Raw genomic sequence first — 26,482 nt, forward strand, 5'->3', positions numbered from 1 at the left:
TAACAGACATCCCATAGCATTCCAGCTGGAGCGGCCTTCCTATGGCATGTCCTGATTCGACTGCACGATGGCGTTTTCGCGCGTTATGCAACGCACTGAGCCGGCGCACCACAGTGGTACGCTCACGAAAGCAGCCTTTGCGGGCAGTGGGCCGCCGTTTTGCGGCGAAGTCAAAGCGATCAGAACGTACCGCGAAGCGCAATTGCCGGCGAACGGCTCAACATCGCTGCGGGAGCGACTGCGATGGGATACAAGACCTATACCCTGATGACGTTAATGGCGGTTAGCAGCGCGGCCTTCGCGTGGCAGCCGGTCATCTATCCGATTCGAAGCCAAAGCGCTTATCAGCGCAGCATCGACAGTGCGATGTGTTACGCGACTGCTAACAAGCAAACCAAGATCAACATCGCACGCGAACCGCAATCTCCACCGCGCAAACCGGCTGGCACCAAAACATCGTCGACCGGCGCGCCCTCACGTCCGCCGTTGCCTCCGAGCACGTTCTCTTCGGCCCCGCCTGGCGCCAGCATGCCGGCCGACGCAGCGCCAGCAGCGCCCGGCGCGGCACCGGCCGCGAAGCCGGGCACCGCAACCGCAAGCAACGCGGCGTCGGCCACACCCGCGAGTGGGACACCAGGCACGAGTGCGAATGCCGGGCACGCGGCCTCGGCAACCCAGCCGGCGTCCGCAGCGATCGCGGACAAGAGCGCCTCACAGCCGGCGACGACGGCAAACGCGACCGACGCCTCACAGCCGGGCACCGCGGCGCCTACCGCAACCTTACCGCCACTGCCGGCGCCAGAACCGCCAATGACACAGTATTGGGCTGCATACGGCGCATGCATGCAGGCACGGGGTTATGTCGTCGCACAGTAAGCCGCGGTTACGAGACTTGTTGCTGCGTCTGTACTTTGAGTCCGGCGACGGCATGTGATGCCGTCGGCAGCATCGCAATACATAACGACATGAACTCAGACCAGAACGATTCTTCGGAATGCGAACAATGTGGCGCAACACTCGCTAGCCGCTCGGCGCGCTGCTGTTCATGTGATGCGCGTTCCGCCGATCCCGATGCCGCACCATTGCCAATCCTGACCGTTCGACTCGACTACGACCGCCCGGCGCCCGCAAGCCGTCTGCCGACGCGTGGCGTCTGGAGTCCGTCGCGCGCGCTGGTCAATCCGTATGCCGTGGTCAAAGAACCCGTGGTTGTTCTCACCACCTATCGACGCTTGCGCGAGCCGCTCGTGCTTGCCGCTTCGGCGCTGCTCGTGGTGTCGGCGGTATATCTGGGGTTCATACACCGCGGGAGCAGCGAGTCGCACGGCGAACCTGTCGCCGTATCGGGCGCGGTCAAGACGCAGGACATGAAGCCGCCCGTCATCGCCGCGCAGCGTCCCGTGACTGCTTCTGCTGTCCGATCGACAACAGTCGCTAGCGCGCCGCCTCAACCCGAAGCGCTATCCAAGCCGCCGCCGGTTGCATCGACCGCGGCGTTGCCCGCTTCTTCGCCGTTAGCTGCCCGTCGCGCGGTGACGCCCGCTGTCACAACGGCATCCGTTGCGGCCGTCGCATCGCGTACATCAGGTACGTCAGGTACGTCAGGTACGTCAGGTACGTCCGCCGCAGCGAAGCGCAATCCAGGCACAGCGCCGGTCACCGCGCCAGTCACAGCAGTCGTCACCGCCGAAGACAAAGCACGTGCCGACTTGTCGCGGCATCTGCGTGCCGCGCGCGCCAGTCTTCGGGACAACAATCTATCGGCGACGAAGGCACGCATTGCTGCGGCTATCGCTGTGCAACCGCAAAGCCGCGACGCGCATAACCTGCGTTCGGCAGTCAACATAAGAGAACAGCAGCGCGACGCACTGCTGAGTCTCGCGCGAGGCTGTGGCCACGTCGCGCGTTGGGATTGCGTATCGCGTAACGCCGGGAGCGCGCTCGAGGTCGATTCCAGCAGCAAGGAAGCGCGGCGTCTCGTGACGCTCGCCATGCAGGAGTCCGCGCTCCAAAGCGCTCGAACGACCGAGCCTCTATCCGAACCGGCGTCCGATACGCGCGACGTCAACGCTCATCATTGAACTGGTGCACGTGCAGGCGACACGCGCGAATCAAAGGCCTAACGCGCCGACACTGCGGGGCATACCTGCCGGGCAATCGCGCGATACCGCTCTGCGGTATCTCTTAGTGTGAGGCCCGCAAGCGAGCGTTGTGCCCTCTTTTCAGCTAACGCAGCGACAATCGCATCGGCGTAACAATGCGCATTGTCGGTGTCGACCAACTGCACGCCGGGAAATCCATTCGCGAATGCAAACGCCGGTATCTTGCTCGCGACGATCGGCACGCCCGATGCCAGCGCCTCGAGAAACGCCACACTATGCGCCTCGGAGCGCGAGGGCATGACGAATACGCTCGACTCGGACAACACCGTCGCTACATCGCTGCGAGGACCGGCCACCACAACGCAATCCGCAACGCCGAGTTCCGTTGCAAGCACAACGACGGCGCGCTGGTACTCCGGGTCTTCGACGACTCCGTACAACACGAGGCGTGCGTCCTCGACCCGCTTGAGTACTTCGCTAAAAGCGCGCACCGTGAGCAATTGATTTTTAACCGACGCGTATCGGCCGATCTGCACGATCTGCCTAACATTCATGTCGCGTTGCCCGCCATCGGTATACGCAAAGCGCGCGAGGTCGACGCCGTTCGGCACGACCGTCATCGAAGGATGGACGCCTATTGCCTGTATGTAGTCCGTCAGGCCTTGCTGCGATACGCCGATCACCACGCTCGCGCGTCCCGACAGCAGATGTTCGACGCGCCGGAAGAGCGGCCGCTCGAAGTCATTGGTCGCGGAATGCATCACATAGACGACCGGCACGCGCAGCGGCAACGCGCGCGCATAAAACGACGGAATGGTGGCATGCGCGAAGATCACATCCGGACGAAAATGCCTGACCGCCATGAACAGATCCCACAGCTTGCGCGGCGTGCGGTACCGTCTTTGCGGAAACCAGCACTGCACGCCGTGCGCGTGCAATTCGGCCGCCAGCGGCGCGAAGTCCGCATGCGCGGGCAACAGCGAGCCCACGCATACCGCCATGCCCTCGGCGCATTGATCGAGTGCGAGATCTTTCGCGAGGACTTCGGCGCCCGACAAACGCGGCGCCAGGACCAGATGGAAGACACGCATCATGCCGCCCTCGTCGTCAGCGTTCTATATAACATCCACGCAGCCGCGCAGCCGAGACCGAGCGTCATCGACCAGGCGATGCCCGTCACGCGCCACCAGTGAACCGCGAGCGGCGCGCTGATGAGCAGCACCACGACCTGAATCGCCGACGCATGCACGGTCGCCTTGGCATCCCCAACCGCGCGCAAATAGGCAACCAGCACTGCGATCAACGCCCCGATCGCCATGTTGATCACGAGTATTCTGAAGAGCGGCACTGCTGGCAGCCAGGCCGCACCGAGAATCAGCGAGAACATCGGCTCGGCGATCAACCGCAGCACTTCGACAAAGGCGGCCAGCCCGACCGCGACCACGAGCAGATAAATCCTGATGAGCCGCGAAGCCGCTCGAGCATCGCGGCGATGATGCGCCGCGAACGTTGGAAACAGGTATTGCGACATGGCGATGGCGGCATCGGCGAGCAGCATCTGCGCGAGACGCGACGACATCTGATAGCTGCCGAGTTGCGCAGGGCCGAGCAGCTTGCCGACCACCACCTTGTCGAACTGGTTAAGCAGCAGATTGATGACACTGCTGGCCCAGATCCATCGACTGAAACCGACATACTGACCAATGCCTGACCACACCGCGCGCACTGGCGGCCGAGGTTTCATCGTCGCCCACGTCAGCGTGCTTTTGAGCGTTTCACCGACGACGAGGCCGATCAGCACGGAAGCCGCGCCGGCCCCGAGATAAGCGAGCGCAAGCCCAACTGAGCAATCGACGAAGGCCGCGGCCACTTCGACGCCCGCAATATGCTGAAAACGCCGCTCCCGCTGCACCACGTAGTAAGTCGGCGACGCGAGCCCGCGCAACAGCGGCAGCAACGCGGCGAGCTGGATCAGCACGAGCGATCCATCGAGATGAAATTGACTGCTCAGCAACGGCGCCAGCGCGACGAGCAGCAGAGAGATCAGCACGCCGCGCGCGGTCAGCGTCGTCCATACCGCACCGAGTTGAGAGCGCGTCGGCGCATGTTCGCCCTGAATCACCGCCTGCGCGAGTCCCGTGTCGGACAACGCCTCGGCGATCGCGACCGCGAGCAAAGCCACGCTCACGCTGCCGATTGCCGCCGGTCCGAGCATGCGGCCAATCGCAAGAAACTTGATGGCCACCAGTCCACGCACCGCGAACTGTTGCAATAACACCCACGTTGCTGCGCTCGCGCCGAAGCTGCTCGCTATCGTGAGCGCGGGAAGCCTGATCGCCCGCAAGCTGGTTCTCCGTCGAATTGCAGCGCCGTTCAGCGGTTTGATCCAGCGTGTCGTAACTCGCTGTGAATGCCGCAGCGCTTGATGAATCAGGTCGTTGCCAGAAAGCTGGCGATGGTTAATCTGGAACCGTAAGCACGACCTTACCGCGAGAGAATCGGCGACAACCGCCATCAACCAGGCCGCTTCAGCCGGAGCCCTTGCGTGGTAGTACGTTTAGCCACACAACGCGAGAAATAGGCAGTTTTGCCGCTTCGCCCAGTGCTAACGTTGTTCATCTGCCGCCGCGGCAGAGCCGGCGGCGCGGGCCACTCCGTTCGTGCTGGCAGTGCCGCCGACGCAATTCACCAACCATGCAGGCAGATCTCCCCCTATGCGTACCGACGTGATCGAACCCGACTTCGTCCTGATTATCGAACCTAATCTCACCGGCCATCGCTGGCGCTATGTCGAGTGGACCATGCAGGCCTGCGCGGAAGCCGGCTATCCATGTATTCTCGTCACCGAATGCGGGAACGAAGATCACCGGCTCGCGCGGCAGATCACCGCCGCGAACGGGGCGGATCAGCAGATCGCCTTCGTCGATCCTGAAGAGAGTCCGACTCACCGTCTGCGCGAGCGCAATCAGTACTGGCGCTTTCATCACTATTTCGAGCGCGCCTATCGGATTCTCAGCCGCAAGCAGTCGATCCGGCTCGTCGTCGTGCCTTACGCCGATTACTTCTTCTATGGACTGCCGTTTCTCGGTTCGCCTTTCGGTATGACACCGTGGATTGGCATTACGATGCGCTCCACGTTTCATCATCACAAGGTCGGCATCAAGGCGCCCGATCGCCCACTCGTCAACGCGATCAAGGCGCAGCTCTTCAAGCGCGCGATTCGCACGCCGGGTCTGCGCACGTTGCTGAGTATCGATCCGACGTTGCCCGAATGGTCGGCGCTCAATGCGTCGAAGCGCAGTGCAGCGGTGGCTTATGTGGCCGACCCCTTTCCCGATGAGCACGCGGAAGATCCGGCGCTCGCCCGCGAACGTCTTGGCCTCGATCCCGCGCAACGCTACCTGCTGGTGTATGGCGCGATCACGGAACGCAAGGGAATCTACGAACTCGTCCATGCAATGACGCGCCTCGAGCATGCGCCCACGCTGATCGTGGCCGGCGAACAGGATGCGGGCACGCGCCACTTCATGCGCAATCATGTGCGTAGTCTCAAGCCCGCGCCGCTGGTGGTCGATTCATTCATTTCGAATGATATGGAACGCGATCTGTTCTCCGCATGTGACGCGGTATGGCTCGGCTACAAAGGCCATTACGGCATGAGCGGCGTGCTCGTGCAGGCGTATCGCTTCGGCAAGCCGGTGATCGCAACGGAAGACGGTTTGATTGGCTGGTTCAGCAAGCGCTGTGAATTGGGACCGATTCTGAGCGATCTCAGTTCGGTGTCGATCGGCAAAGCCATTACCGAAACGATGACTTCGTGGCCACATGAACACCCAACGGCTTCCGCTCGCGACGATCTTCTGTCGCGACACACGCTAGGCGAATTCAAGCACACCTTGCTGCAGCAGATGGCGTGATTCAAGGACCTTCACCAGGAGGAACGCCGGTGATTCGCCGGCGCTCTTGTCGTACGCCTTCTCAGGACAACTGCCCGCCCGCGACCGGCACTTCCTCGCGCACCGAACTGCTGCGCTTTTCCGGGAACAGCGTGTTGCGCATCCATAGGAACGGGTATTCGATCGCGCGCGTGGTGACGTAGCCGATTCCGATTGCGATGGCGAACTGCGCGGCGAGCGCGACAATCCAGATCACGCTCGGCGCGAGACCGAGCGCTGTCGCCTTGCGAATCAGCATGTCGCCGGGAGCAAGCGCGAGCGAGTGCCATAAGTAAATACCGTAGGAGTAGAGCCCGATCCAGGCGACGCCGCGATACGCCCATGTCGAGCGGAGCGATCCGGAGTACTCGAGCACGAGCACGATAAGCGCGGCAAAGCCGAGTGCCTGAATCGTATAGCCGATGCTTTCGTCGAGCGCGACGTTCCTGGTCGCGAATGCAAGCCATCCGCAGAGCAGCGCGACGCTGCCGACCAGCAGCCATTTGCGCTTCGCGATCTGATGATAGATGCCAGGCTTCATCCAGTAGATTGCCGAGAGGATCACGCCGATCAGCAAGCTGTCGATGCGATATTGCGTGTACGCGAATGCGCCTTGCAGATCGCCGCCCGCTACCGCGAAACAACGCGCTGTGAGCGTTACCGCACAGATAGCGGAAAGCACGCCGACAATCGTCCATGCGCTGAGACGCCAGCGCGAGAACACCAATAAAAGGGCAGGCAGCACGAGATAGAAATGTTCTTCGACTGCGAGACTCCATGTCTGCGTGATCGACGTGCCGAGATAGTTCTGCAAGTGCGTGAGGTTCTGGAATAGAAACGTATTCCATGGATGCCGGCCAGCCAGTAGATGAAACACGATCAACACGTAATACGCAGGCCAGATGCGGAACATCCGCCGGACGATAAAGCGGCGCGCGTCGACGTGGCCCGTTTCGGCGTATTGCCGAAGCAGCAGGCCGCCGACCAGAAAACCGCTTAACGTAAAGAACAGATTGACACCCTCTCGCCCGAAGTTCTTCAACGGGTACTCGATAATCTGAATCAGAACGTTGCCGGTATGAACAGCATGGAAGTGAAAGCCCATCACCGCGATAATTGCAATGCCGCGGACGAAGTCCAGCTCGATCGCCCGTCTCCCGTTCGCGGGTCCCGTCCCGCCAAATAATTTCATCGTTGTTCTCCCCTTTTTACATTTTCGCGGGCGCATCTTCCTGTTTGCATCTTCGGTGTCGGCAAGCATACGCGCGCGCCAACATCAAGGCATTCACCGACAACATCTGAAAGCTTGCGTGCGTCTTGCGGGCATAGCCCTTTCCACTGTCGCCAGAATCCAGGCAGCCAGAGACGGATCCGGTTTAGCGATATCCGCGAGCCTGAAGATGCGCTCACAATGACCCGACGCGAGACCGTCCGCTTAGACGACGGCAAAACGACGGCGACGGGGAGGAATCAGAATGCGCCATCAATATGCAACGCCCTGGATATGGATTTTTCTATTACCGCTTGCGCTGGACTTTAAGGCGACCAACGCGACCACGGGCCACTTCGTCCAGTTTGTCTTTGTCATTCCCGCCGCCGCGGCGGGACTCGCCCTTCTGTTGATCGCGCCGCGATTTCATGACCGCTCCCGGCTTCGCTCCATCGTCACCGCGAGCTTGTTGTTGTGCGTGTTTGGCAGCGTGGTCGCCCAACTGACCCAGGACAACGATAGCGGCAACTATTTACGCGTGCTGCTGCCGTTCGTGCTGTTCATGCTCGGCTATCTCGTCGCTTGCCGGCCGTGGAGCGAGCAGAGAATTGCTCACTTCGAAAAGGCGCTGTTCGCGGCCAACGTGATCAGCCTCGTGTTCACTTTCGTCTACGGCATTGCGACGGGCGGCGGTCTCGACGACTTGCGCTTTCGCATCATCTCGGTGACATTGCTTGCACTGCAAGGTGTATTGCTGCACGAATTCGTCGTTGCCAAGCGCTATTCGTTCTTCACGATCACGGTGTTCGCAGGCACCGTGATCGTTGAATTGCTGAGCGTGACCCGCAGTCTGCTGGTCGGCACGGTGCTGCTATTTCTGATCGCAATGGCGCTCAGCGCGCCGTCGGTGCGGCAGATCTCCCGCGCAATCGCTCGCGGCCTTCTCGTCGGCGCGGTTCTAGCGGGCGTGGCTGGCCTCGCCATGCTGGCCGTGCCGAACGTCGGGGAGCACTGGACACAACGCATTTTCGCGTCCGAGGAAACCGTCTCCGGCAAGGACCCGACCACCATCACGCGGCTCGCCGAAATGCGCGATCAGTACGATCAGGTCACGGCGTCGCCGGAAACGCTGCTGTTCGGCGCTGGCTACGGGCACTACTATCGCTACTCACCGGCTTATCTGCCGGATCTTGCAGGCCAGTTCAGCAAGAAGGATTTCTACGCGATCAACGAATGGGCCGCGGGCCACAACTTCTGGGTCTATCAGTTCTTCGCAGGCGGACTCGTGTTCGGTATCGCGATGCCGCTCGCCACGCTCGGCGCGCTCGGTGTGTGTTTCTTCTCATATCGCTACTGGCGTTCGGTCGTACCCGATGCGCCGATGCTGCCGGTACTCGGGCGCGCGATCATGCTATTTGCCGCTTTGCCGGCCACGTCGATTGGCGGCAATCCTCTCGGGCCGCGTTTTTCCGGCCTTGTATTCGGTATCGGCCTCGGTTTGATGATCGCCACCTATGTACGTTTGCAGCGCGCACTACCCGCTCGTGCGAGACGTATGCGCGCGGCCCGTCGCATGCGGCCCGCCGTCATGCCTGACTTGCCTGGGCGCATTCAACCGGGCATGGGCCGCGCCGATCTGGCGAGCACGCTCGGCATGTCGCACACGGCAAGACTGCCGGGCACCAACCGACCGGACATCGCGCAATGAAAATCCTCCACGTGCTCTCAAGCGTCGATCCGCGCGCCGGTGGCCCCGTTGAAGGCGTTCGCCGCAGCGGCGTCGCCATGCAGGATGCCGGGCACGAGATCGAAGTCGCCACCTGCGATGCCCCGGACGACGCGTACCTCGCGACCTTCCCGTTTCCCGTTCACGCATTCGGCCCAACGTCGAATCGCTATAGCTACAGCGCGTATCTCGCGCCGTGGCTCGCGAGTCACGCGAAACGCTTCGACGCCGTCATCGTGCACGGCCTGTGGCAATACCATGGTTGGGCGACGTGGAAGGCCCTGCACGGCAGCGACGTGCCGTATTACGTGTACGCACACGGCATGCTCGATCCGTGGTTCAAAGAGGCATATCCGCTCAAGCATCTGAAGAAGTGGCTTTACTGGCCCTGGGCGGAGTACCGTGTGCTGCGCGACGCGCGCGCCGTAATCTTCACGACCGAGGAAGAGCGTACGCGGGCGCGTCAATCGTTCTGGCTCTATCGCGCTCGGGAGCAGATCGTGCCGTTCGGCACCACGGTGCCCCAGTTCGACGCAGCGTCCGTACGCGAAGCATTTTTGCAGGCGGTGCCCGGCGCACGCGGCAAACGCATTGTGCTGTTTCTCGGCAGAGTGCATGCAAAGAAGGGTTGCGATCTGCTGATCGACGCATTCGCACGCGTGGCGAAGCATGACGGCGCGTTGCACCTCGTAATCGCCGGTCCCGATGAAACCGGTTGGGCCGCGAGTCTGCGCGCTCGGGCGCAAGCGGCCGGCATCGGGCATCGCGTGAGTCTGCCGGGCATGCTGCAGGGCGATCTCAAGTGGGGTGCGTTTCATGCAAGCGACGTGTTCGCGCTGCCGTCGCATCAGGAAAATTTCGGCGTTGCGGTGGCCGAGGCACTCGGCTGCGGACTGCCCGCGCTGATCTCCGATAAGGTCAACGTGTGGCGCGAAATCGAAGAGGACGGCGCGGGGCTGGTGGCAGCGGACACCGTCGAAGGCACCGAAAAGAGTCTCCTTCGCTGGCTGGAACTCGACGATGCCGCGCGCGACGCGATGCGCATGCAAGCCGCACACACATTCAATGCTCGTTTCAGAATCGAGACAATGGTGAGCGCGCTGACTGCATTGCTGGAAACGAGAGGCAGCCACGACGACGACGCACGCGAAAACCCGCTCGCCACCTTCCGCGAAGTCGGTCAGCAGAGCCGCTGAATTCCATCACGGCTGAAACAGCCTTCGCGTGAACACGACACAAGCGCCGGCGGCGGCGCACGCTCTGCGCCGCCGCCTTCATCATTCACTCCACTGCACGCTCACTGCTCCTTCATCAACGGCGTCAACGTCGACGCCGCGATTGGCAGCGTCTCGACCGGAGACTGCGCCGGCGCTGACGTAGCCGCGCTATTCGCCGCTTCAGTGCGCGTATTGCTGACGACGTGCGGAACGTCGAGTTGCCGCGCCAGATGTCCGGCAAGCCGCAGTGCCAGCGCAGCGATAGTGATCGTCGGAAAATTGGCGCCGACGGTCGGAAACACCGAACTACCGCCGATATACAGATTGCTGATGCCATGCACCTTGCAATCGCGATCGACCACGCCTTCGCGCGGCGAATCGTGCATGCGTGTGGTGCCCATGTGATGCCACGTGCCTTCCAGTTTGGCCGGCCACGGTTTGCCTTCAAGCGGCGCATCGAGCTCGACGTCTGCGATGCGCGCCATCTGCAACTCCTTCGCGAGCAGCCCGAACGTTTTATCGAACGTGCGTTGCACCTGTTCGCCGAGGCGCCATTCCACCTGTACGCGCGGCATGCCGAAACGGTCGCGCTTATCGGCGCAGAGCGTGACGCGGCTATCGGGATTGGGCACCGCTTCGACAATTGCCTGGAGCGTGACGTCGGTGATGAGCGCCGGCCACTGCAACAGGCGCGTCAACCCGTATCCCACCGTATGCAGCGGATGCGCGGCCATCGTCGCGAGGTCCGCCTTCAGGCTGCGTCCCGGCTGGTCCTTGTGCAGCAGCGCTTCCTTGCAGCGGATCAGCGCCTCGGATCCCTCGCTGCCCTCGCCGTACCAGCGCGAATAGAGCCACACGCGGGAATTGAGCAGCTTTTCGCGCTCCATCATTTCCTGCTTCGGCGCGAACTGCGAGGAGATCTTCGTACCATGCGCCGAGACCGCGGCGTTCTGGTAGTGATACTTGATGTCGTACAGCTTGTTGCGCGCAACGCCAGGGCGAAAACGCACTTTCCCCGACATCATGCGCGGATGATCCATGAAGTAGCGGCCGACCAGATCGTTAGCATTGCCAAGTCCCGTCGCCTGCACATTGTTCGAAGCGAGCAACAGCCGTGCGTTTTCGATTCCACCTGTGGCCAGCACGAAGATGCGCGCCTGCACCGACATTCTGCGGCCGCTGAGCGTGCCTACCCGCACGCGTGTAATCGTCGTGCCTTGCGCATCCGCATCGATATTAAGTACGTTCGCGTGCAGGAAGACACGCACCCGCGTGGAGCGCGCCAGTTCTTCGCGATACACCTTGCCAAACCGCACGGGCGGGCTGAACTGCGCAACCGTGTCGCGCATATCGCCCGTGCCCAGGGGTATGCGGCGCACGTCGTGGCGGCCGATCTCGCGCTCCCAATACGCCGGATCGAAAGTTTGCGGACCGAGCTTCAGCAACTCGTGCGTTCGCGCGTAATACGGCGCGAGTTCTTCGAGACCGAATGGCCAGCCGCTGTGGGGGATCCAGTCGCGCTTCTCGAAGTCCCACGGATCGAGCGGGCGGCACCATCCGCCCCAGCAATTGCTGCTGCCGCCAAAATAGCGGCTGCGCGAGCCGTCCGCGAATCTATAGGGCAGCCCGATGTTTTCACCGCGATACAGGTCGCGGGTTTCATCGTCGGGCACAAGGCCGCCGCTTTCCAGCATGCAGGTATCCACGCCTGTGCGAGACATTTCGCGCGCGAGTGTAATGCCGGCGACCCCTCCGCCGATAATGCATACCGTCGTCTCGATGATCGTGTTTTGTTCGACATTGCGAGTATCGATGAACATCCGCAGCTCCCCTATTTCTATTCAATTTCTGGGCACGTTTTTCACTGGCTGGCCGGTGGCCGGCGAGCAATCCGCCCACACGTCGCGACCGGACGCTTTATCAGTTCCGGCTATCACGACCTCGGTCTCCTCAGCGTATAAACGCTGCGGTTTTATTTCTGTGCTTCAGGTCACGGAAGAAAACGCTTCCGTAAGAAACGACACGGATTCCCGCCATACACACCCTCGGCTTCGAGCGAGCGATGCACGACAGATTGCGGGGTGACGACCGCCGAGCGCCCGATCGTCACACCCATTTGCACGACGCATCTGGAGGTGATCCAGACGCCGTCCTCTATTACGATAGGCGCCACCCGCAAATCCATCGTGGTGCTCATGTCATGCGAGCCGGCAGTGAGGAATGCGCCTTGAGAGATGCACACGTTCGAACCGATGCGAATCGGCGCCTGGTTATAGATCCAGACGTCGATGCCGAACCAGCACTTGTCGCCGACCTCGAGATTCCATGGCGCCTTCACACGCAGCGGATGCACGAAACGGCACCCTGTACCGATCTTCGCGCCGAACAGGCGCAGCAACGCAACGCGCACGAATGAGAACGGCAGCAGCTTGTTGTTGATCACACAGGCCTCGATGACAAACCATATGAGTTCGACCAACGCACCGCGCCCGGCGCGGTAATTTCCCTTGCCGGCAAGACTCAGGTCGATCACGCGACGCTCAGCGTCGGCGCTCTCTGCTTGCGGCGCACACGCGATCCGCGGGTCATCGGCTATGTTGCCCATCAGCGTTCTCCACACCGTGCGCCGCTCTGTCTATGCGCAGGGATGCTAATCAATCGTTCGATATTATCTTGTCGTGCCTTACACGGCTTCATAGACTGGCCGCGCGGGCAAGCGTTTTGGCGGCTGCGCGCATGGATATTGGCGCACGATAACTTCACCGCGACTGCATCAACCTGGGGAACACAATGACCACTCCGCTTCGGCGCACCGCTACCTGCATGCTTCTCACCGCCGCCACCTATGCTCTGCCGGCGCTCGCCCAAAATGCCGCGCCAGCTCGCGCCCCGGCCATGACCGCCACGGCTCCGACTGGCTATGGCGCGCCGGTCCAGGCTCCTGTCGATCGCCGCGCCGTGCAGCGCAAGCACGAGCAGGCACTGCTCGGCGCGCCGAGCGAATACAGTCTCGACAACCCGCAGAACGGCAATATCGACGACGCACGTCGCGCGGCTTTGCTCAACGAGCAACGCATGACCATCACCGGCGCGGCGCAAGGCGGCCAACAAGCCGCTCCCGGTCAACGCAAGGCGCCGGCAGCGGCCAACGGTCAGGTGCGAGTCGCGGATAAGGCGGCCCGCCCGCGCACGACCGATACGCTGCTGCCCGAGGGCGCCGCTAAAGCCGCTTACGCCGATCCTTACGCAAAGGGCAAGCGCTCCGTCTACCGGTCGCCGTGGTAAGCGTGCATTCATGAGATGGCCGCGTTCCGGATCAATCCGGCGCGGCTTCCTCCGTCGTGGCCGGCTTCGCGTTCGGCACCGCCACCGCTGAAGGTCTTGCATCGAAGTACGGCGTGCTCGTCTTCACACGCCTTCTTCCTGCCGCGCGGCACAACACCCCAATGCGTTCTTCAAAAGTACTAATCGTCGAGTCCGGCGAAAGGGCGCTTTCCGCATAGTCGCGCGCAGCGCGGCCGAGCGCTGCGCGGCGCGCTGAATCGTTCGCGAGCGCGGTGATGGCCCCAACCAGCGCCCTCACGTTATCCGGCGGCACGACCACGCCGCGCGAATGCACCGCCTCCTGGAGCGCGGTACCGCGCCGTGCCATGGCAATCGTCGCGCGGCCGCTCGCGAGCATGCCTGTGAGTTTCGAAGGCATGACGAGATCGGCGGCATCGGCGCGCTGCGGCAGCACGTGAATGTCGGCGAGATTGAGCAACTCGTTGAGCCGATCCACCGGTTGCAGCGGAAGGAAAATACAGTTCGGCAACGCCGCGCAACGCTTGAGGAGGCTCTCTCTCGCCGCGCCGCCGCCGCAGAATACGAACGTGATGTCGGAGCGAAAAGCGAGCGACGCCGCCGCTTCCGCGAGCGTTTCGATGCCCTGCTTCGCCCCCATGTTGCCCGAGTACAGAACGACCTTCTGGTCATCGGGTATGTCGAGCAGACTCCGGTATTCGCTCAGGCGCGGCAGAGGAAAAACAGCCGACACGTCGACCCAGTTAGGCAGGCACACCACCTTCGAAAGCTCTACGCCTTTCGCCGATGCGCGCGCGCTCATTTGCCGTGTGATCGACGACACCGCATCGAAGCGCCGCAGCAACAGGCTTTCGATTCCGCGGGCGAATCGCGCGGCACGTGAGCCTTTGAGCAGGCCGAGCTCGAACGCGGCATCGACTTCGTAATCCTGGATGTGCAGCCATGCACTTGCGCCAGTCACGCGAGCCAGTGCGAGCGTCGCGGGAGCGCACATCAATGTCGGCGCGATCATCACCACCGCATCGGGGCGCCACAATGCCTGCCATGCGAGCAAGGGCAGCGAGGTGGCCGCGAAACTTGCCAGATGGATCATCCGCTTGAGCCCGCTCGGATGCGACGGCACCCACAGCGGCGCGCGCCAGATAGTCACACCGTCGCGCTCTTCCCGTCGATAGCGCCACGATGCATAACCCGCTGAAACACGCCATTCCGGGTAGTATGGCGGTGCGCATACCACCCGTACCTCGTGCCCGCGACCCGCAAGCAGCACGCCCATTTCCGCCGTATATTTGCCGGTCCCCGTGAGCTCGGGCGCGTAATTGAGGCCGTAGATCAGGATCTTCATTGTGCGTGTCTGAACGTGTTAAGGCTTGCATGCCCGACCCCCGCGGCGACGCCGCGACGCCCGTCAATCGCTCAGCATCAGCGCACAGCCCCGGGCAATGTTGGCGGCTGCAGAAGGTGGATCGAAGCGGCGAATCACATCCATGCAACGGTGAGCGGTTCCGTTCGCATCGCCGAAGGCTTCCATCGCTTTCAACAGGGTTCGCTGCAATCCCGCAGCGTCGCCTGCGGTGAACGAATAGCCGCTCACGCCGTCGATGACGAGCTCGGGCACACAGCCGCAGCTTTCACTGACCACCGCGGGACAACCATGCGCGAGCGCCTCGTTCACGACGAGCCCCCACGGCTCGCTATGACTCGGCAGCACCATGCAGGTCGCGCGGTAGTACTCCTGCGTGAGCGGCTCGTCCTGCAAACTACCGGCGAACGTCACTGCGTCGCCCAGTTGCAGGTCGGCGGCTTTCGCTTTCAACGCATCGGCCATCGGCCCCGTGCCGACAATGCGCAACTTCGCCGCCGGAACACGCCTTTGCAGTCCGGCGAACGCGTCGATCAGCGTGCCGATGCCTTTCTCTTCCGAGAGGCGCCCTACGTAGAGAAATACCGGCGGATTGCCCGCGCGCGCGGCGACCCGCTCCACCAACGCGCGCTCGGGAGAAAACGAGCCGGGCATAGCGGCCGCCTGACACGGCACGAAAATCTTCTCGCGCTTCGCCCCGAGAGACAGCAGATAGTCGCGGCTGCGTTCGCCGAAGCCGAAGTAACCGTCGCAAAGCGAAAAGAACACGCGCTTTGGAATCGACGTGATCAGCTTCTTCGGACGGTCGCGCCCGGTCGAATCGCAAAACACCGCGCGCCGCTTGCCAGTCACGATGCATGCCGCCAGCATCGCCCAATACTCCGGACGGTGATAGCCAGGCAACACGATCAGGTCGGACTTGGTCTTCAGCACTTCCCACGTGAGCCGCGCGATCATCTTGATGGTCGGCACGTCTTCGTAGCAGCCGTCGAACAGCTTCTGCATCGGATACCGGTGGTACGAATAGTCGACTTCGGAAAAGCCGATGCGGTCGTGTTCGGTGTCCGCGATCTGCACCATCGAGTAGCGAATTGATCCGGATGCCGAAATATTATGCAGCGCAGAAAACACGACTCCCTTGTGACGCGACCATACGACGTTGTGGAAGATGGTGACTGATGAAGTCATTTTTATCGCGCTCCTCGAAAAGACGTCATTGCATGGCGGCCGCGGTCGCCGGCCCGGCATATGATTCGACGAATTCCCGATACGTCGAAGCGATCCCGTCTTCCAGTCCGATCGTCGCGCGCCAGCCCATTTGCGCAAGACGCGACACGTCGAGCAGTTTGCGCGGCGTGCCGTCCGGTTTCGACGCGTCGAATACCAGCTCGCCCTCGAAGCCCACCACCCTGCAAATGCATTCGGCCAGTTCGCGAATCGACAGATCTTCGCCGACTCCCACGTTGAAGAGCCCTTCCGTCACGTGGTTCTCGAGCACGAACATCGTGGCGGCGGCGAGATCGTCGACATGCAGGAACTCGCGGCGAGGCGTGCCCGAGCCCCACACCGTCAGCGTGTCGGCGCCGTTCAGCTTCGCCTCATGCGCCTTGCGCAGCAGCGCGGGCAACACATGGCTGCTGTTCAGATCGTAGTTGTCGTTCGGGCCGTACAGATTGGTCGGCATCAACGCCACGTATTGCGTGTTGTATTCGCGGTTGTACGCGTCGCACAACTTCACGCCGGCGATCTTCGCGATCGCATACGCGTCGTTGGTCGGCTCCAGCGCCGAGGTCAGCAGATATTCTTCGCGAATCGGCTGCGGACATTGCTTCGGATAGATGCACGACGAGCCGAAGAAAACCAGCCGCTCGACCTGGGCGCGATACGCTGCGTGAATCACGTTGGTTTCGATCACCAGGTTTTCATAGATGAATTCGCCGGGCCGCGACGCGTTGGCGAGAATACCGCCCACGCGTGCGGCCGCCAGCAACACGATGTCGATCTTCTCCGTTTCGAAGAAGCGGTTTACCGCCGCCTGGTCGGTGAGATCGAGTTCGACCCGTGATCGCGTGATCATGTTCGTGTAGCCTGCGGCAGCGAGCCGTCTGACCAGCGCGGAGCCAACCATGCCGCGGTGACCCGCGACAAAAATGCGTGCTTGTTTGTCCATCGCAGTCACTCGTGATGTTCTAGCGCCGTGAAACCGGCGAGCGTGACGAGCGCGTCACGACGTGCAATCTGAAAGTCCGAGCGCACCATTTCCTTCACCAGCGAGGTGAACGGCGTGGTCGGCTGCCAGCCCAGATTCGCGTGCGCCTTGGACGGATCGCCCAGCAGCGTCTCGACCTCGGCTGGGCGGAAGTAGCGCGGATCGACACGCACGATCACATCGCCCGGCGACATCCGTGTCTCACGCCCTTCCACCTTTTCGACGATGCCGACTTCGTCCACACCCGTGCCTTCAAAGCGCACGGTGACGCCCAACTCGGCGGCGGCGTGCTGAACGAACTGACGCACGCTGTACTGCACGCCGGTGGCGATCACGTAATCTTCCGGGCGCTCCTGTTGCAGCATGCGCCACTGCATCTCCACGTAATCGCGTGCATGGCCCCAGTCGCGCAACGCCGACAGATTGCCGAGATACAGCGTCTTCTGCATACCCACAGCGATACGCGCAATAGCACGCGTGATCTTGCGAGTCACGAAAGTCTCGCCACGTACCGGGGATTCGTGATTGAACAGAATCCCGTTGCATGCAAAGAGGCCATACGCCTCGCGATAGTTGACCGTGGTCCAGTACGCGAACATCTTCGCCACCGCATAGGGGCTGCGCGGATAGAACGGCGTGGTCTCAGATTGCGGCACCTGTTGCACGAGACCGTACAGCTCCGAAGTCGACGCCTGATAGAAGCGCGTTTTCTCCTGAAGCCCCAGAATGCGGATCGCCTCGAGAATCCGCAACGCGCCGAGACCGTCCGCATTAGCCGTATATTCCGGCTCCTCGAACGACACGGCGACGTGGCTCTGCGCCGCCAGGTTATATATCTCGTCTGGCTCCACGCGTTGAATCACGCGCAGAATGCTGGTGGAATCCGTCAGATCCGCGTGATGGAGAAAGAGCCGTTGCTCCGGATCGTGTGGATCGCGATAGAGGTGATCGATCCGGTCCGTGTTAAACAGCGAAGACCTGCGTTTGATGCCGTGCACGTCGTAGTCCTTCGCGAGCAACAGCTCTGCGAGGTACGACCCGTCCTGCCCCGTGATCCCCGTGATCAGCGCGACCTTGCGTTTCATGAAGGCTTCTCCTCGTTAACTTTTCCATACTTGTGGCGAGAAACTCGGTCGCGATTTCAGCCCGCGATGCTGTCGTACCCGTAATAGCCGCCTTGGTAACCCGAGCCGAGGAACGCCCCTTCCTGCGGCACATCGGTGAGCAATACGCCTCTGAGTCCGACGCCGCCATTACGAAGACGCTTGGCGGTCTCTGCAATTTCATTCAACGGATGACGGCCGTGGCGCACTACGAGCAGCGTCGTACCCGCATGTTTGCCGATCAGCGTCGAATCGGTGACCGCAAGCACGGGCGGCGTATCGACGATGACCAGGTCGTAGCGGGACTTCAGTTCTTCGAGCATCGTTTCGAAGCGCTTGCTCATCAGCAATTCCGACGGATGCGAGGGCAGCGTGCCCTTTGCCAGCACGTCGAGACCCGGCAGTACGTCGCGCTGGATCATCGACGTCAGGTCGCCACCGCTCAGCACATCCGACAAGCCCGGTTGATGCGCGATGCCGAAATGCGAGTGGACGTCGCCGCGCCGCATGTCGCCGTCGATAATCAGCACGCGCTTGTTCGCCGATGCCACCAGCGCCGAGAGATTCACCGACAGGAACGACTTGCCTGCGTCTGGCCGCGAACCCGTAATCATCACGATGTTGTTCGCCGCGTGATCGAGCGAAAGTTGCAGCGAGGTGCGCAGATTGCGCACGCCTTCCACGGCGATATCTTCCGGCGCCTGCTGCGCGAGCACATGCAAGCCGCGACGGCGCAGCATCACGTCTTCCTGCAGCCGCAACTGCGTCTGGCTGCGCGGCACGACCGCGAAGACCGGCACGCCAAGCACGGCTTCGAGTTCGTCCGGACGTTCCACGCCGCCGTACATCGCGCGCTTGAAGAAGGTCAGCATGATGCCGAGCACGAGGCCGCCGCCGAGGGCGATCAGGATCGCGATCACACGCTTCGGCCGCACCGGTTCATCGGGCGCCTCGGCGAAGTCGACCACACGCACGTTACCGACCTGGCCGGCTTTCGCCACGCGCAGTTGCTGCGCGCTGTTGAGCAGGTTCGTATAGAGCTCGGTGTCGACATGCACGTCGCGCAACAGACGCAGCGCGGTCTGCTCGGTATCCGGCATCACCGACACGCTGCGGTTCATGTTGGTCTGCGCGCCTTGCAGCGCTGCGATCTGCGCATCGAGCGCCGCCACTGCCGGATGGTTGGCGGTGAAGCGTTGCGACATCTCCGCCCGTTGCGTTTGCAGGTCGAGCAGCTTGGTCTTGTTATCGACGATCTGCTGAAGCAGCAGGCGGCTCTCTTCACCGAGATCCACAGTGCCATGCATGTTGCGGAATTTGTTGTAGCGCTGTTCGGCTTCGTCGAGTTCCTTGCGCAAGCCCGGCAGTTGCTGATCGAGGAATGCGAGCATGTGCTCGGCTTCCGTCGAACGGCTCGCCACATCCTGGCGCACGAATTCACGCGCCATGCTGTTGACGATCGCCGCGGTCAACGCACTGTCGCCGCCTTCGAGACTGGCGCGAATCACGCCGGATTGCAGCGTGGTTTCCTGCACCACCAGCGCCTTTTGCAAACGGTCCACAGTGCTCAGGGTCGATGCGCGCGACAGTTCGAAACGCGAACCGGGCGCGCCGGTCAGCGCGTCGACATGCAACGCGATCGGGCCATCGGCCGTGTCGGTTTCCACGGTCTCGCCGACGTGGCCGGAGAGAATCGCGATGCCGTTCCTGTCGCGCAGCACATACGAGCGGTCATTGCCCGCGATCAGCGTGAACGTCGTGTCGTACATCTCCTTCGACGTATCGAAGCGCGACACCGAAATGCTCTCGTTACCCCACGCATAGCCGGACAGATTGATGAACTGCGGCAGGGTGAAGCCCCATTGCCCGTTCACGAGTCCCGCAATCATGCCGCCGATAATCGGCATATAACGCGGTGCGGCCGTAATGTCGAGATGCAGCTTCTTGACGGTTTCCTCTGTCACGAGCCGCGACTTCAGCAGCTCGATCTCGGCCGCCGTCGACGGCTTCGTATCGAACATACCGGTGAGCGGCGGCAAGGAATCCTTACCGTTCGCATTGGCATTCGCCGTCTTGTCCTCGACATGGAACAACACGTCCGCGCGATACGTCGGCGGAGCAAGGAAAGCGTACGCGCACCCCAGCGCGAGCGCGATCAGCGTCACCATTGCAATGGTGCGCCAGCCCCGCACGATCGTGCGGAGATAGTCCGACAGATGCAACTCGTCCGGTCCGGACACGTCGGTATAGCGGTTCTCGAAGTTGATTGCCATTTTTGGTCACCCAGCAAAACCCGGCGGTTCTGATTTACGTTATAGGGTCGTTATTTCGCCACCACCACACCAGTCACAGCCGCGTTGATGGCCGGCAGCAGCAGATTCAAAATACGGTTGAAGCGGACCAGTCCGCCCTGGCCTACGTACACGACGTCCTTGGGCTGCAACTCGAACTGATTGGCGAGGATCATCGAAACCGGCGAGGTCGCGTCGAGGTGATAGACCTGCGGCGATTCGCTCGTCGAATTGCGGATCACGAACAGTTGGCGCGTCGAGGCGGTGTTCTGGTCGAAACTGCCACTGTCGGAGATGGCCTGCGAAAGCGTCAGCGAACCGTTGCGCAATGGCGTGATGGTCGCCGGCTTGTTCACTTCGCCCATCACGTACACGCCGCTGTCTTCACGCGAGGCCACGCGCACGACGTCACCCGGTTGCAGGTAGATGTCCGACGGGTTGTGGCCGCGCTTAAGCAGGTCGTCCATATTGAGCTGATACGTGACGCCTTTACGGATCAGTTCGACGCGGCTGCGATCGGCGTTCGGGCTGAAACCTCCGCCCTGGTTGATCGCGCTGGTGAGCGACGTCGAAATGTCGTTGATCGACTGGGCGCCAGGCGTGCGCACTTCGCCGTCTATGTAGATCTGCGCCGCGCGGAAAGACGCGACACGCACGGTCACTTCCGGCTTCTGGTACACCTTGCTCAGGCGGTTATACAGTTCCTTCTGGATTGCGCCGACGTCCTTGCCCGCCACGTGCACCGTGCCCGCATACGGGAACTGCACATCGCCTTTTTCGTCGATGAGAAAGCCCGGCGCCGCATCCGTCGTCTTGCCGTTCTGCGCCGGCTGGCCTACCGCCGCCGCGAGTTCGGGGTGATCCCATACGACGATCTGCAGCACGTCGCCGGGGCCGACTCTGTAGGCCGTCGGTTTGCCGAACAGCGCAAGCGTCGCCGGCGGCAGCGTAGCAGCGGTCTGCTCCATGCGCATCTTGCGCAGCAGCGACAGATTGATATCCGTGATTGGTATCGTCTGCTGCTGCGACGGTTCGGTGCTGAAATCGCCGCCGGTTTCCTGAACCGCAGCCGGTGTGATCATCCGCTGACCAGGTGCCGCAGCGCAGCCCGCAAGCAATGCCGCGATAGCGAAAACCGTGAGACTTCCCGTGCGTGTACCAAGCGAGCTCATAACATTTCCTCCTTGCGCGAGAGCGACTGTCCTCAGATGAGGCAACGCCCCGCGTGCTTTGTTAACAACTAGTAAGCGTTTCGATGCACCAGTCCGGCAACAATCGTCGCGCCGATAATCCGCATGTCGAGCGCGAACGACCAATGCCCCAGGTAATACAGGTCATGTTCCACCCGACGTTCCATCTTTTCGATGCGGTCGGTCTCGCCACGAAAGCCGTTGATCTGTGCCCAACCCGTGATGCCCGGCTTGATTCGATAGCGATTGATGTAGCCCGCGACCACTTTCTGATAGAGGTCGTCGTGCTCGAGCGCATGAGGACGCGGTCCCACGACCGACATGTCGCCACGCAATACGTTGAAAAACTGCGGCAGTTCATCGAGGCTCGTACGGCGCAGGAACGCACCGACTCTCGTCACACGCGGATCGTTTCGCGTGGCCTGCTTGACGGTGCCCTTTTCCTCGGTATGCAAGCGCATCGAACGGAATTTGTAGATGGTGAATACGCGCCCGTCCGCCCCCTTGCGCTTCTGTTTGAAGAGCACCGGACCACGCGACGAGCACTTCACGGCGAGCGCAACCGCAATCAGGACCGGTGCGAGACAGAGCAACGCCGCAGCCGCGAAGAGGCGATCGAAAATCTCCTTCTTCAGCATCGAGTTCGCCGACAGCGGCGATGCGACGAGGTTGATCGCCGGCACACCCAGCACATCGGTCACGCCGCTGCCTTCGAACAACGCGAGGCTGCGCACGTCCGGCATGAAGCGGATGTTCACGAGATCGTCGCGGAACTCGCTAACGAGCGAACAGATCAGCGGCTCTTCCGAAAGCGACAGCATCAGCCATAGTTCGTGGACGTCGTTGGTGCGGATGTATTCAGCGAGCGCATCCACGCTATCGAAAACCGGTACGCGTGTACTCGTCACGGGCGACTTGTCCGGACTCGTGTTGTAAACCGCCGTCGCGCGAAAGCCCGTGGTGGGCGCGGATTCGATACGGCGAATGATCGCGTCGCATTGCGAACCGCTGCCCACAATGGCCACCTGATGCAGATTCATGCCCGCACTGCGTGCGCGCGCCAGCACGGCATGCGTGATGAGCCGGTAGGAGATCAGCAAGCCGCCGCTGACGGCAGTCCAGTACGAGAACCACAAACGCGAAACCGAGTCACTGCGATGCAGCGAATACATCAGCACCAGCGCGCTGCCTTGCACGATGAGCCATGCGAGCGACACCTGGCCCGCGAGCCCGAGCTTCGAGCGGCCGCGCCACGATTCATAGACGCCGAACGCGGGAAAGATCGCCAACGCGAACGCAGCCGAAAACATCACCAGCGCCCAATAGAAGCCGGATTGAGCGAGATAGTCGAAGCGGACTTGCGACGCCACCGCCGCACCTGCGAGCACTAGCGCGACGTCGAAAACTCGCGCGAGTAAATCCTGAAACCTGCCCATTTTGCTTACCTCGTACTGGCCGTTCCTGTCCGCAACCCGCAAGGCACGCTGTCTACGAGCAGCGGCCGTAGTTGTCGGTGAATCGCACGATGTCGTCTTCGCCCAGATAAGTGCCTGACTGGACCTCAATGATTTCGAGCGGCACCTTCCCCGGGTTTTCGAGCCGGTGCCGGACGCCGAGCGGGATGTAAGTCGATTCGTTCTCGCTCAGCAGGAATTGCTCTTCGCCACGTGTGACGAGCGCCGTGCCGCGCACCACGACCCAATGCTCGGCGCGATGGTGATGCAGTTGCAGCGACAACTGTGCGCCCGGCGTGACGACGATGCGCTTGACCTGGAAGCGCTCCCCATGGTCGATGGAATCGTAAAAACCCCACGGACGGCGCACCTTGCGATGCGCGTCGGCCTCGGGTGCGTGTTGCGCCTTGATGCGCGACACGAGACCCTTCACGTCCTGCACATGCGAGCGGTCGACCACCAGCACGGCGTCGGCGGTTTCGACGACCACGACATTCGTCGTGCCGACACACGCGACGAGGCGCCCTTCCGAATGTGCGTAGCTCGACACCGCGCCCTCGAAAGTCACGCGGCCGCGCCCTGCGTTGCCATTGGCGTCTTTTTCCATCGCGGCCCAGACGGCGTCCCAGGAACCGAGATCGGACCAGCCGGCTTCAAGTCTGATGACCACGCCCGCGGGCGAGGCGACGTTCGCGTCGGTCGTCGCATTAGCGGCATCGGCCGCACCGGAGGTATCCGTCTCCGGCGCTTCGGTCAGCCGTTCCATCACCGCATAGTCGATCGAATCGGCGGGCGCGCTGAGGAACGCCTCGCCGAGCGGACGGAAATACGCGCCTTCGCTGCGGCCGTCGTTGAACGCGCGCTCGCAGGCAGCATGCATCTCCGGTTGCAGACGCTTCAAGGTATCGAGCCACACGCTCGCACGCACGATAAAGATGCCGCTATTCCACCAATACGTCCCTGCTGCAACGTATTTCGCGGCGAGTTCTTCCGCGGGCTTTTCGACGAAGCCGTCAATCGCATATCCGCCCTTCGGCAACTCAGTACCGATGCGGATATAGCCGAAGCCCGTATCCGGACGCGTGGGCGGCACGCCAAGCGTCGCGATTGCGCCTTGTTCCGCGTAACGTGCCGCGCTTTCCAGCGCGTCTTGCAACGCCTTCACGTCCGCGATCGAATGATCGGCCGGCATCACGACGAGAATGCCGTCTTCGCCGCCCGCGCAAGCGAGCGATGCCGCGAGCGTAAGTGCAGGCGCCGTATCGCGGCGAGCGGGCTCGACAATCAGACGCGCCTCCACGCCGTTTTCCTGAAGCTGTTCAGCAATCACGAAGCGGTGCTCTTCACCGCATACGATGATCGGCGACGCATCGACCTTCCAGCTCGCGGAAAAACCGTCCATGCGTCGCGCGGTGGCTTGCAGCAGAGAATCAGAGCCGACCACGTCGATAAGCTGCTTCGGATAGTTCTCGCGCGACACCGGCCACAGGCGCGTACCCGAACCACCGGCCAGAATGACCGGGACAATGCGCGGGCAACGCGCGCCGACTGCCTCGCCACTCGTATCGGACGACGCGTTGTTTCCTGCTCCCTGAGTCGACATATTCGCAATCCTTATGATTCTCAGAACCGACCAAAAACAGATGCTGGAGACCGCATGCAGCGCGCGCCCCTGCCTGCCCCGTCGACTCTACTGACCCACCATGCGGCGGCTTTGTATCCGGAACTCGGTGGGCGAGATCCTCATCCGCTTGCGAAACACTTTGGCGAGCCGGTCACCGTTGCCCATGCCGGTGCGCCGTGCAATCTTGTCCACCGGCAACTCAGACTCGGTCAACAGACTGCACGTCACGGCAAGACGTTCGTGCAGCAGAAAACTCGAAGGCGTGATGCCCATTTCCATCTTGAAGCGGCGCAGGAAGTTGCGCTCGCTCATTGCCGCGAACTGCGCGGCATCCGCGATCGAGATGGACTGCTGGCAGTTCTCCTGCAGCCACCGCGCCGCGGCGCGGACTTTGTCGCCAGGCGTGAGCGCGCCATCTTCGCTGAGCAGCGGCGCGAGATTCGAGCACGAATCAGCCAGCAGACGCTCGGCAACGGAACGCGCGGCGCCGGCGCCGAGATCACGCTTGATCATCGCGAGCGCGCTTCTCATCGACTCGAGACGATCGCCCGCGTCGCCACTCTGCTCCGACTGGCGCGACGGCATCGACGGATCGCGCGATTCATTCGGCTCGATTGCATCGGGCACGTAGGCCGCATCGAGCAGCGCACGCCCCTCGGCGATCGGCCGGATCATGCCCGTGTTGCGGCGAACCCGGCGCAGCCACGCAATCAGGCGCTCGTCCTTCACCGCGGCGAGCGCGCCTTTGCCGCCCGCGACATACAGCGCGTCGAAGCCTCCGTAATGTCGGGCGTCAAGTCCATCGGTCCACACACGCAAGGACGAGGAGGACGTGACCATGCCGCCATCGGCCGACAGGAAACACACGTCGTACGAACAACCCCCAGAGGCCGACGAAGCCAGTTCATTTGCTGCCTGGAACACTTCGGCTACCACGCCGGCTCCTTGCAGCGAGCAATCGTTGAACATCAGTATCGCGATGCGCCGCATCCCCTTGTTCGGTGCGTGCACCCAGCGCAGCATTGCAGATTCGAGACTCGCGCAGGTCATAGCTATCCTCACCAGAAAACGATCTTTCATCTCTAGCGGTGGCAGGAGCCCGGCTCTGTGCAGTGCACTGCATCATAGCCACCACTCATCAAGTATTTAGCCGCCATGACCGATAGTGCTGACATGTTGTCGCATTGACCGGGGTGGCTCGTCAGTGATTTTCGGCAAAATTCCGCCAACGCCGAATTGCACCGAATTAATTGCCGATTCCACATATCAATGAATTGGCGTTGTGCGAATATTAGTTCAAACTAAAAGCGGATTTCGTTCGCCAGCGCACACTGGATCACTACTCAAAAAAGGGCGGTTACAATCCGTTCCACGCGGCGCTTTTGCAGATATGGAGTAATTTATGCCAGATAGAGAGTAATGTCGGGACGAATCCGCCTGAGCACCCGCATTTATAGCGCATCTCGCCGCCGCGACTTCGCGCGGACGGGACCGACGCCGCTCTTCAATAAGGGAAAGCAGTGTCTAATATAGGCACTTTAGAGAGCGCGGGATTATTTAATTCGTTCTTATTCGGTGCAGTGAATATAAAGGCGGCGATTAATGTTTCAGAGCTGAAACACCGGAATAACATCGGTTAAGGCAACAGCGCAATCGACGGACCAGTGGCTGATTGCGCCGGGCGGCAGGCCGTCCAAATCCGCCATAAGATTGCGGAAATACACTATGCCGTTTCCGCAACAAAGGGCAACGGAC

Annotated in this window: 20 protein-coding genes; 6 read left to right on the plus strand and 14 right to left on the minus strand. The window is 61.8% G+C overall.

The features are described from left to right. The first annotated feature begins 243 nt into the window (after positions 1 to 243). Both C0Z16_RS38535 and C0Z16_RS01440 read left to right on the plus strand, forming a co-directional pair. Complete coding sequence (locus C0Z16_RS38535) at positions 244 to 876, plus strand: hypothetical protein (protein WP_102630628.1); 633 nt, start codon at positions 244 to 246, stop codon at positions 874 to 876. Between the two features lie 206 nt (positions 877 to 1,082). Continuing rightward, positions 1,083 to 2,081, plus strand: coding sequence for a hypothetical protein (locus C0Z16_RS01440; RefSeq protein WP_244201125.1), 999 nt, complete (start codon positions 1,083 to 1,085; stop codon positions 2,079 to 2,081). Positions 2,082 to 2,119: 38 nt separating this feature from the next. On the opposite strand, the gene C0Z16_RS01445 is transcribed toward C0Z16_RS01440, so the two are convergent. After that, a complete protein-coding gene (locus C0Z16_RS01445; RefSeq protein ID WP_102630629.1) occupies positions 2,120 to 3,193 on the minus strand; it encodes a glycosyltransferase in 1,074 nt (357 codons plus the stop codon). Beyond that, positions 3,193 to 4,446: an oligosaccharide flippase family protein gene (locus C0Z16_RS01450; protein ID WP_102630451.1), complete on the minus strand. Its 1,254-nt coding sequence runs from the start codon at positions 4,444 to 4,446 to the stop codon at positions 3,193 to 3,195. Before C0Z16_RS01450 ends, C0Z16_RS01445 begins: the two co-directional genes overlap by 1 nt. Before the next feature lie 370 nt (positions 4,447 to 4,816). Between C0Z16_RS01450 and C0Z16_RS01455 the strand changes: the two genes are divergently transcribed. Next, positions 4,817 to 6,019: a glycosyltransferase gene (locus tag C0Z16_RS01455; protein ID WP_102630452.1), complete on the plus strand. Its 1,203-nt coding sequence runs from the start codon at positions 4,817 to 4,819 to the stop codon at positions 6,017 to 6,019. A gap of 61 nt (positions 6,020 to 6,080) precedes the next feature. Here the strand turns inward: C0Z16_RS01455 and C0Z16_RS01460 are convergent, their stop codons facing one another. Next, positions 6,081 to 7,229 carry an acyltransferase family protein gene (locus C0Z16_RS01460; protein ID WP_102630453.1) on the minus strand — a complete coding sequence of 383 codons (1,149 nt, stop codon included), beginning with the start codon at positions 7,227 to 7,229 and terminating at the stop codon, positions 6,081 to 6,083. A 283-nt stretch (positions 7,230 to 7,512) separates the two neighbouring features. Here C0Z16_RS01460 and C0Z16_RS01465 point away from each other — a divergent pair, with 283 nt between their 5' ends. Next, positions 7,513 to 8,955, plus strand: coding sequence for a hypothetical protein (locus C0Z16_RS01465; protein ID WP_102630454.1), 1,443 nt, complete (start codon positions 7,513 to 7,515; stop codon positions 8,953 to 8,955). Continuing rightward, positions 8,952 to 10,169, plus strand: a complete 1,218-nt coding sequence (locus C0Z16_RS01470; RefSeq protein ID WP_102630455.1) for a glycosyltransferase — start codon at positions 8,952 to 8,954, stop codon at positions 10,167 to 10,169. The genes C0Z16_RS01465 and C0Z16_RS01470 overlap by 4 nt, the downstream gene beginning before the upstream one ends. Before the next feature lie 101 nt (positions 10,170 to 10,270). Here C0Z16_RS01470 and C0Z16_RS01475 read toward each other — a convergent pair whose 3' ends face one another. Then, positions 10,271 to 12,010 (minus strand): FAD-dependent oxidoreductase, encoded by a 1,740-nt coding sequence (locus tag C0Z16_RS01475; protein WP_102630456.1) that lies wholly within the window; start codon positions 12,008 to 12,010, stop codon positions 10,271 to 10,273. Between the two features lie 170 nt (positions 12,011 to 12,180). After that, the gene (locus C0Z16_RS01480) at positions 12,181 to 12,795 is read right to left on the minus strand and encodes a DapH/DapD/GlmU-related protein (protein WP_102630457.1); all 615 of its coding nucleotides are present in this window, start codon (positions 12,793 to 12,795) and stop codon (positions 12,181 to 12,183) included. Between the two features lie 185 nt (positions 12,796 to 12,980). Here C0Z16_RS01480 and C0Z16_RS01485 point away from each other — a divergent pair, with 185 nt between their 5' ends. Further along, positions 12,981 to 13,475, plus strand: a complete 495-nt coding sequence (locus tag C0Z16_RS01485; protein ID WP_102630458.1) for a hypothetical protein — start codon at positions 12,981 to 12,983, stop codon at positions 13,473 to 13,475. Between the two features lie 31 nt (positions 13,476 to 13,506). On the opposite strand, the gene C0Z16_RS01490 is transcribed toward C0Z16_RS01485, so the two are convergent. From C0Z16_RS01490 to C0Z16_RS01530, 9 genes are all read right to left on the minus strand, one after another. Further along, positions 13,507 to 14,838: a glycosyltransferase WbuB gene (locus C0Z16_RS01490; RefSeq protein WP_102630459.1), complete on the minus strand. Its 1,332-nt coding sequence runs from the start codon at positions 14,836 to 14,838 to the stop codon at positions 13,507 to 13,509. A 63-nt stretch (positions 14,839 to 14,901) separates the two neighbouring features. After that, positions 14,902 to 16,044, minus strand: coding sequence for a glycosyltransferase family 4 protein (locus C0Z16_RS01495; protein WP_102630460.1), 1,143 nt, complete (start codon positions 16,042 to 16,044; stop codon positions 14,902 to 14,904). A 25-nt stretch (positions 16,045 to 16,069) separates the two neighbouring features. After that, positions 16,070 to 17,026, minus strand: a complete 957-nt coding sequence (locus C0Z16_RS01500; RefSeq protein WP_102630461.1) for a GDP-L-fucose synthase family protein — start codon at positions 17,024 to 17,026, stop codon at positions 16,070 to 16,072. A gap of 5 nt (positions 17,027 to 17,031) precedes the next feature. Further along, entirely contained in the window at positions 17,032 to 18,150 is a 1,119-nt protein-coding gene (gene gmd / locus C0Z16_RS01505) for a GDP-mannose 4,6-dehydratase (protein ID WP_102630462.1), read from the minus strand. Between the two features lie 56 nt (positions 18,151 to 18,206). Continuing rightward, on the minus strand, positions 18,207 to 20,441 hold the full coding sequence (locus C0Z16_RS01510; protein ID WP_102630463.1) for a polysaccharide biosynthesis tyrosine autokinase: 2,235 nt from the start codon (positions 20,439 to 20,441) through the stop codon (positions 18,207 to 18,209). Positions 20,442 to 20,491: 50 nt separating this feature from the next. Then, complete coding sequence (locus tag C0Z16_RS01515; RefSeq protein ID WP_175130608.1) at positions 20,492 to 21,631, minus strand: polysaccharide biosynthesis/export family protein; 1,140 nt, start codon at positions 21,629 to 21,631, stop codon at positions 20,492 to 20,494. Positions 21,632 to 21,699: 68 nt separating this feature from the next. After that, the gene (locus C0Z16_RS01520) at positions 21,700 to 23,085 is read right to left on the minus strand and encodes an undecaprenyl-phosphate glucose phosphotransferase (protein ID WP_102630464.1); all 1,386 of its coding nucleotides are present in this window, start codon (positions 23,083 to 23,085) and stop codon (positions 21,700 to 21,702) included. A gap of 52 nt (positions 23,086 to 23,137) precedes the next feature. Beyond that, complete coding sequence (locus tag C0Z16_RS01525) at positions 23,138 to 24,706, minus strand: sugar phosphate nucleotidyltransferase (protein WP_102630465.1); 1,569 nt, start codon at positions 24,704 to 24,706, stop codon at positions 23,138 to 23,140. A gap of 87 nt (positions 24,707 to 24,793) precedes the next feature. After that, positions 24,794 to 25,777, minus strand: a complete 984-nt coding sequence (locus tag C0Z16_RS01530; protein ID WP_102630466.1) for a GlxA family transcriptional regulator — start codon at positions 25,775 to 25,777, stop codon at positions 24,794 to 24,796. Between the last annotated feature and the right edge of the window lie 705 nt (positions 25,778 to 26,482).

It is taken from the genome of Paraburkholderia rhynchosiae, assembly GCF_002879865.1.
Lineage (GTDB): Bacteria > Pseudomonadota > Gammaproteobacteria > Burkholderiales > Burkholderiaceae > Paraburkholderia > Paraburkholderia rhynchosiae.